This is a genomic window from Sphingobacterium paludis (assembly GCF_004364125.1).
Classification (GTDB): Bacteria; Bacteroidota; Bacteroidia; order Sphingobacteriales; family Sphingobacteriaceae; genus Sphingobacterium; species Sphingobacterium paludis.
Window position 1 is genome coordinate 1 of record NZ_SNZV01000019.1, and the last position, 7,289, is coordinate 7,289.

8 protein-coding genes are annotated in these 7,289 nt (G+C 36.0%); 7 read left to right on the forward strand and 1 reads right to left on the reverse strand.

All coding sequences use genetic code 11. From position 1 onward, the window contains the following. Window positions 1-182 precede the first annotated feature (182 nt). Window positions 183-1,196 (reverse strand): erythromycin esterase family protein, encoded by a 1,014-nt coding sequence (locus tag B0I21_RS19875; protein WP_133642245.1) that lies wholly within the window; start codon window positions 1,194-1,196, stop codon window positions 183-185. A 280-nt stretch (window positions 1,197-1,476) separates the two neighbouring features. Between B0I21_RS19875 and B0I21_RS19885 the strand changes: the two genes are divergently transcribed. The 7 genes from B0I21_RS19885 to B0I21_RS19915 all read left to right on the forward strand — a co-directional run bounded on the left by B0I21_RS19885 (window position 1,477) and on the right by B0I21_RS19915 (window position 7,104). Beyond that, window positions 1,477-2,295, forward strand: a complete 819-nt coding sequence (locus B0I21_RS19885) for a hypothetical protein (RefSeq protein ID WP_133642247.1) — start codon at window positions 1,477-1,479, stop codon at window positions 2,293-2,295. A 161-nt stretch (window positions 2,296-2,456) separates the two neighbouring features. After that, window positions 2,457-2,885 (forward strand): DUF1810 domain-containing protein, encoded by a 429-nt coding sequence (locus tag B0I21_RS19890; RefSeq protein WP_133642248.1) that lies wholly within the window; start codon window positions 2,457-2,459, stop codon window positions 2,883-2,885. Window positions 2,886-2,985: 100 nt separating this feature from the next. Next, window positions 2,986-3,546, forward strand: a complete 561-nt coding sequence (locus B0I21_RS19895) for a Crp/Fnr family transcriptional regulator (RefSeq protein WP_133642249.1) — start codon at window positions 2,986-2,988, stop codon at window positions 3,544-3,546. 72 nt (window positions 3,547-3,618) lie between these two features. Continuing rightward, entirely contained in the window at window positions 3,619-4,515 is an 897-nt protein-coding gene (locus B0I21_RS19900; protein ID WP_133642250.1) for an NmrA family NAD(P)-binding protein, read from the forward strand. An 8-nt stretch (window positions 4,516-4,523) separates the two neighbouring features. Then, a complete protein-coding gene (locus B0I21_RS19905) occupies window positions 4,524-5,441 on the forward strand; it encodes an alpha/beta fold hydrolase (RefSeq protein WP_133642251.1) in 918 nt (305 codons plus the stop codon). Between the two features lie 238 nt (window positions 5,442-5,679). Then, window positions 5,680-6,495 (forward strand): hypothetical protein, encoded by an 816-nt coding sequence (locus B0I21_RS19910; RefSeq protein ID WP_133642252.1) that lies wholly within the window; start codon window positions 5,680-5,682, stop codon window positions 6,493-6,495. A gap of 45 nt (window positions 6,496-6,540) precedes the next feature. Continuing rightward, window positions 6,541-7,104 carry a hypothetical protein gene (locus B0I21_RS19915; RefSeq protein WP_133642253.1) on the forward strand — a complete coding sequence of 188 codons (564 nt, stop codon included), beginning with the start codon at window positions 6,541-6,543 and terminating at the stop codon, window positions 7,102-7,104. Window positions 7,105-7,289: the final 185 nt, after the last annotated feature.

Sequence of the window (7,289 nt, forward strand, 5' to 3'; positions counted from 1 at the left end):
ATGGGGTCTGTTGTTTCATGACCGTATCGTTTGAATAATTAAATATAAATAATCTTATCAAATTATTCCATTGACACAGTTCGCGTTACAGTCTCAGGAAAATCAAAAGAACGCCCTGAGCTTTTAAGTCCTTAGAAAAGTTAAGTGTCGTCTGACGTCTTAATTGGTTCTCCCTTAAATTACTAATTTATTATAACACATTTATCTCCTTTTGGTACATTAATGATCATCTCGTATTTGTCAGATAATTGATTCATTGGAGGGTAAATCAAGTTTTTACTATATTCGTGCATTTGATCAGAAACACCAATCACACAATACTTTTCCCCGTATTTTTCATTCAAGAAAACTCCCAGTTTCTTTGGTCCTTTAAAAAATGGATCTTTTTCAAGATGAAAATTAGCTGCCCAAATTAAAACTCTTGATTTTCCATCGATGTAAGGAATCAAGTTTTCATACATGATTGAATCCCTAGGAAACATCGGATTATCCCACAAAGTAGTAAACTGTTCAAGTTCACTGAATAGTCTTTGGTTTGCACCATTATAAATTTCGTCCTTCAAATTTTTTATATAATTCTGTGCAAGTTGTAAACGCTTAATCCATGGTTGGGAAGTGATAATCATTATATTACTATCGATCACAGAGCGCATTGAACTATCAAGTAAGGATTTAGTTTGATCAATTTTTTCGATTTGATGTTTTGAAGAATTTACTTTTAGCTTCTCAAGAGGTAAGGAATAATTTTGAAAATCTATGCCCACCAATTTGATTGTTTTGTTATGCGAATGATTATAATCTTTAAGCCATTCAATAAATTCTACTATTTCCGAACAATTATATAGCCCTGCTTCTTGTAAAGCATATGGCTCATTAAGCGCAGTCAATGCTTGTAGTATATCAATTGTAAGGTTCCCATTTATATAATCATTTAAAAGAGCTGTCGCATTTACAGATGCTTCAAGAGCTATAATATCAATTGATTCATTATTAATCAGATATTTAACAACTTCAACTTTTGTGTTATAATATCCCTTGTAAAAATGCTCAGCTTCGCCCAGCCCAATTATTGTGTGACTTTTTGTTTTATGAAGTATTTTATCATAATCCTTTTGAGATAATGTCTGAGCAGTACAGATTTTAAACAGAAAAGGCAGTATGAACGCTGAAAAAATAATAGTTGTAACAAATTTCATAGATATGCTTAAATAGTTTCATTGTATGATGAAAAAAGATGTATTTTCCATAAAGGTTTGTGATAAATTGATGGAAGATTTAGATACCTCCATCATCATGTTTATAGAAGGGATGGACACCAGAAAAGTGTCTCACAAAACGAAGCAAAACTTAATACTTGAGGAAAGTTTGATGGATTTGCATATTTTTTTTACTTTGGTATACGACTATGCTATGTGAGGTACTTAGGTGCGATCACAGGTAAGCAGATACAATCACTTCCAACTATTTATTTTTAAAATGTCTACTAAAACATTTATAGCGCTATTAATTTTTTCCTTGGTATTCAACATAGGATTCGGCCAAAAGAAATCTGAAATATATATTATTGGGAATATTCACGATAGCGTTCCTAATTACAATCCTCAGATTCTGTTTGAAATTATCGACAAGATAAAACCCGACATAATTTTGCATGAAGTCGATAGCGAGGGGATGAAAGCTTATGAGACATCTGTTGAAAATTTAAAAGGAAATGAGATTATAGCAAGTAATCGCTATGTAGACAAAAAACCACAAACTTTACGCTTCCCTTTCGATTTCGAAGGAAGAAATCAGTACCGTAAGGAAAGAGGAATGGTGCCTACTGACAATCTCGCGGTACAGTTAATAGACAGTTTGTTTAGGACTCACAGACTAACAACAGAGGAAACGAGCATCTATGAATCATTCCAAAGCATAACTTCTGAATTGATAAATATTGCATCGCTTTCTCCAGAGAATTTTAACAATACCCGAACCGACAGCATAGCAGAGAAAAGACAGTACTACCAATACCACGAACTATTCAAGATAATAAAAAACAGAAAGGAGTTTTCTGAAAGGCATGTTGTAAAACCAGACGGAACGAAAATAAGTTACAGAGATGGATTCCGTTTGATGTCAGAATTCTGGGATCTCCGGAATAAAACGATGGCTGAAAATATATACAAAATCAGCAAGCGATACCCATATAAAAGGATTGTAGTTCTTACTGGATTTCTACATCGTTACTACCTAATAAAAGAATTACACAATTTGGATAGTGTCAATCTGAATATCCGAGCTTTTTACGAATAAATTAAAATTAGATCTTATAGCAAGTGTCATCACTTCGGCTCCACAATAAGTGTTGTCAAAAAACGAAGATTCTATGCACATTTGTTTTTAATGTGTTGTTTGTAACAAATAAGGCTAAGACTAGACTAAGATTGCGTAATTTGTTGTAAAATGATTTTAGCATGAGTATTGACTTAGATAGGTTTCTCAGAGCGCAAAACCTCGTATACCTACAAGCGCTTCAAGAGGTCCAAAATGGAAAAAAGCGGTCGCACTGGATGTGGTATATATTTCCTCAAATCACCGGTTTGGGAAGCAGCGATACGGCTAAACAATATGCTATCAGAGATGGCATAGAAGCAAAAGCGTTTTTGAAGCACCCTGTATTAGGTTCTAATCTACGAATGATAACTAAGACCTTTTTGAATCTACAAAAAGGCTCAGCAGAAGAGGTGTTTGGTACGCTTGATTCTTTAAAACTTCGCTCAAGCATGACCTTATTCGAAGCTGTAAGCGATAACAAAACACTTTTTACAACGGTTATTGATAAGTATTACGGAGGAAAACGCGATTCTAGAACAATAGCAATACTGCAATCCCAAAATCTCTAGAGTACGTGAACCATTGTGTGTCGTATGCCTACATCAAGCAAAGATAGGATCCATTTTAATTCAGAGTGTTTTTAATAATCCAGTCCCAATCAATAAGTCAATGACAGACCTTAAGATAATCATAAAACAAATCGTAAGTTTATCGGAACAAGACGCTGATATAGTTATTAGTCATTTTTATGAAAGACGGCTGTCAAGAGGACAACTTCTCTTAAAAAAGGGGCAGGTGGCATCACATTATTATTTTTTAAGAAGCGGAGGTTTGCGCTTCAGCTATAAGGATAAAGTGGAGCTTACCGCATGGATTGTCCAACCCAGTGAATTTTTTACTGAAATATCAAGTCTCAGCCCAGAAATACCAACCCGGTTTGATATCGAAGCGATAGAAGATTCGGAAATCTATTGCATAAGCAAATCGAATATGGAGGCACTTTACAAAGAAATACCAGCTTGGCAGGAATTTGGGCGAAAAACGTGGGAGAGAATGGCCATTCGTATGATCAATGAGATTATTAGGTTCCAGACAATGACGGTGGAGGAGCGTTATTTGGAATTCTTGAAAATTCCGGGCTTCATGCAACTTGTTTCGGTAAAACAATTAGCTTCCTATCTCGGTATCACGCCAAACGCGCTAAGTCGCATCCGTAAAAATCTTCGTTAGATGCATTATCTACCAAATGGTAGTTCCACGCATACATCTGTTCCATAACTTTGAATAGTAAAATTCGAAAATATGGATAATATTATTTTAGTCGCCGGTGCTACAGGTGATCTTGGTGGAAGGGTCTGTGAGAACCTGCTAGGGAGGGGAGTTGCTGTACGAGCAATTGTTAGAAGTAAGAGCAATCAAAAGCGCGTGTTTGAACTTCGTGAACTCGGTGTCCAAATCGTCGCGACAGAATATGATGATGAATACGGATTGACGCTAGCCTGTCAGGGTGTATCATGCATCGTATCTACTTTGGCGGGGTTAGGTGATGTGATCGTCAAAGCACAAAGCCTTCTTCTAAAATCAGCAATTCAGGCGGGTGTTCCTAAATTTATACCATCAGATTTCAGCACAGACTTTGATCAACTTAAAGTCGGTGATAATAGAAATTTTGATCTACGGAAAGAGTTTCAAACTATCATCAATGCTTCAAACATACAGGCAACTTCTATTTTTAATGGGGCGTTTGCTCATATATTGGCATACAATACTCCTCTATTGGATATCAAAAATAGTTCTATTTCCTATTATGCAGGAAAAGCGAATTGGAACATTGATTTTACAACGATTGCTGATACAGCTGCGTTTACTGCCCGTGTCGCACTGGATAATGATACGCCTCGCTCGCTGTATATCTCGAGCTTTAAGATCTCGCCTCTGGCGTTGTCGCAATTGGCAAATGAAGTGTTTGACAGACAATTTGAATGGAGGAATGCTGGCACATTAGAAGACTTTGCGGCATACACCATACATACTCGTGCCGAGAATCCAAAGGGCGAACTGGAGTTATATTCCCAATGGCAGCAGATGCAATATATGTACAGCATGTTCGCAGCCCAAAACCAACGTATTGACAACGATAGATACGATGGATTGACATGGCAAACGGCTAAAGAAACACTATTAGCGATAAAAAGTTAAATCCTGCTATGGAAAAAATCTATCAGAACAGCGAACTTATTAAAAGTTGGCCAGGCTTTACCAGTAATGTAATCAACGTAAGTGGAACCGAACTTCATTATGTAGATGGGGGCAGTGGTCCGGTACTGATCTGCCTGCCAGGCTGGCCACAGACATGGTACTCTTATCATACAATAGCTCCACAACTAGCTAAAAAATTACGTGTTATTGTAGTTGATATACGCGGGATGGGAGGATCGGGAACACCTGACCACGGATATGACAAAAAGACAATGGCCAGCGACATTGAAGCGCTCATGACAAAATTAGGTATAGCGACAGCACACATTTTAGGGCATGATATAGGGGGGATGGTCGCACAGAGTCTTGCTCACAACTTTCCAAACAGAGTACAGACCTTAACGATTGCTGATGGACTGCATCCAAATAATGGCATGATGCAAATGAAACTTATGCCAGCCGCGGGTAAATTTCTGGAAAAGATTGATAAAAATGAACCCTACACTTGGTGGATGGGTTTTAACCAAATAAAAGATTTACCAGAAAAGCTTCTTGATGGACGATTTAGACATCTATTGGATTGGCTTTTTCATTACGTTATGGTTGATGAAAGTAAAATGAACGAGTTTGACAGATGTGTCTATGCATCCATTTATGATCGAAAAGAAAGAATTCGATCTTCAAACGCATGGTATCAAACATTCAATCAGGACATAATTGACTTCCAGTCGTATAAAAAATTGCAGATGCCCGTACTAGGATTGGCCAGTAATGTTTCAAGCGGTTATTACCAATTTGCGTTACCAATGATTTCAGACAATTATAGATTGGTCAGTCTGGACGACACCGGCCATTATATGTTTGAAGAAAATCCTAAAGATGTCATAACTGCTATAACAAACCATATATTTAATACTAAAAGCTAGGCATATTTAATGAACGATTCTGTCTCATATTTGACAGGATCGTTATTACTTAAAAAGACCTAAATGAAGAACCAAACAATCCGCTAAATAGGAAAGCTTGAAAGTGGCTATTAAATATGTTATAGTCTCAAAAAACGAACAAATACGGTAAACCGTAATTTTTCTATTGTGTTTTTAACGTGCTTTGAGACAATCTTGTATTTCGGTACTAAAAATTTTTTATCTAAGATAGTTGAATATGAAATTAAGACCTTTTTCTCTTTGTTGTATTATTACAGTCTTCGCTGCAACCAGTTGTAGTACAAATGAAGCGAAGAATAGCGATAAGGCATCGAATCCTAAACTTTTAAATGAAAAAAACGTGTCCAAGAAAATTGATGTTAAAAGTAGTTCCTTGAGATATACAATACTTACAGAGGAGATTTCAAAGTCAGGTGACAAAGTTCTTTACGAAGCAAAAGTAATTTTGGATGAGTCAAATGTAAATCAAGACAATGATCTGAGGGTATTAGCGCAAGGCATTCATGATTCAATCGTAGCGAAACATCAAGACAGAGTTGGTGGGAATCCAAATGTGTTTAATATTCAGATCTTTAGTAGTTTGGAACATGCTAATAGTGGGCTAGCCCAGTGGATAGCCAAGCTGACTAAAGCAAGAAATGACGAATTTCCGACCGTTGCAACGAATCCTACCCCTAATCAAAGTGATAGTGAAAAAAACTCTTTGGAAACGATGACAGGAAAAACTCTAGATCAACGAAAAAAGATAGGGAATGAAATAATTGAGGGTCAGGATCGTGCACTATATTTGGCTGAGAAAAAATACCCTATTACTTTGAAAAGTGTAGATGCCTTAAATTCGAAAGCTCTTGAAGCACAAAGAATCATAGCACGACAAAATATGGACGCAAATTACGAGTATGAGCAACAGTTAAATGATCAATTTGAGACCGCGCTTTTGAAGAAGCATGCCATAACCAAAGATGTTCTAAGTAAAATCACTAACGAGGGGGAAGATTACAATTGGCCGATACCCATTAAAAAATCTTACTAGATTTATATATAATTCCATTTTTTTGTATTCTAAGATAAAGGCATTATGAAAGCAATAAGTCTATATTTATACTCTATTATCATTTTTGTGTACTTCTTGGGATGTTCTAATACTAACAGTTCTGAAAAAATTGATCAGGAAACATCACACATAAGTTTACAGAACGAAAAAAAACTAGAGGAGCTGAAATTAGAGGCGTCAAGATTACGTGGAGGTGGCTCAATAAAAAGTGTAAGCCTGGATTCCACTACTGCTAGGATAAATTATGTTGCAAATTTTGATGAATACAAACAACTTAACCCTCAATCGTCATTGTCTGAACAGGATTTGAAGGCATACTGGGAAAGTGGGAATGCAGTAAAGAAAGCTTTAGTTGATGGTAGTGTCAGAATCATGAAAAAACTACAGTACGTAAACCAAGTGAATATCATATTGCCATTTCAAAATCATACTTATTCTATATCTATTAGCAAAGAAGCACTTGAAAAATTTACCGCTCATGATTTTGAAACTCTAATCGCAGATTGGGAGAAAAATTTCTCTGATCCTTACGTCTATGATCGGAATGGTAGGGAAAAATTTTTCAGTAAGTTTGGGACGATAAGGTAGTATTTTATTAGATAATGATCCCTTATTGAAAGTAGACTTTATGAATCAGAGTGCAGAAGTGTTTGCATATGTAATTATCTATGCCAGATTTTTGTCTCCTATGTTTGTGTCAAGCAAATGTAGAAGACATTTTTTGTTTTATAGATTTGTTTTATAGTGAGAAAAGGAAGAGTTAAAATTTGTCT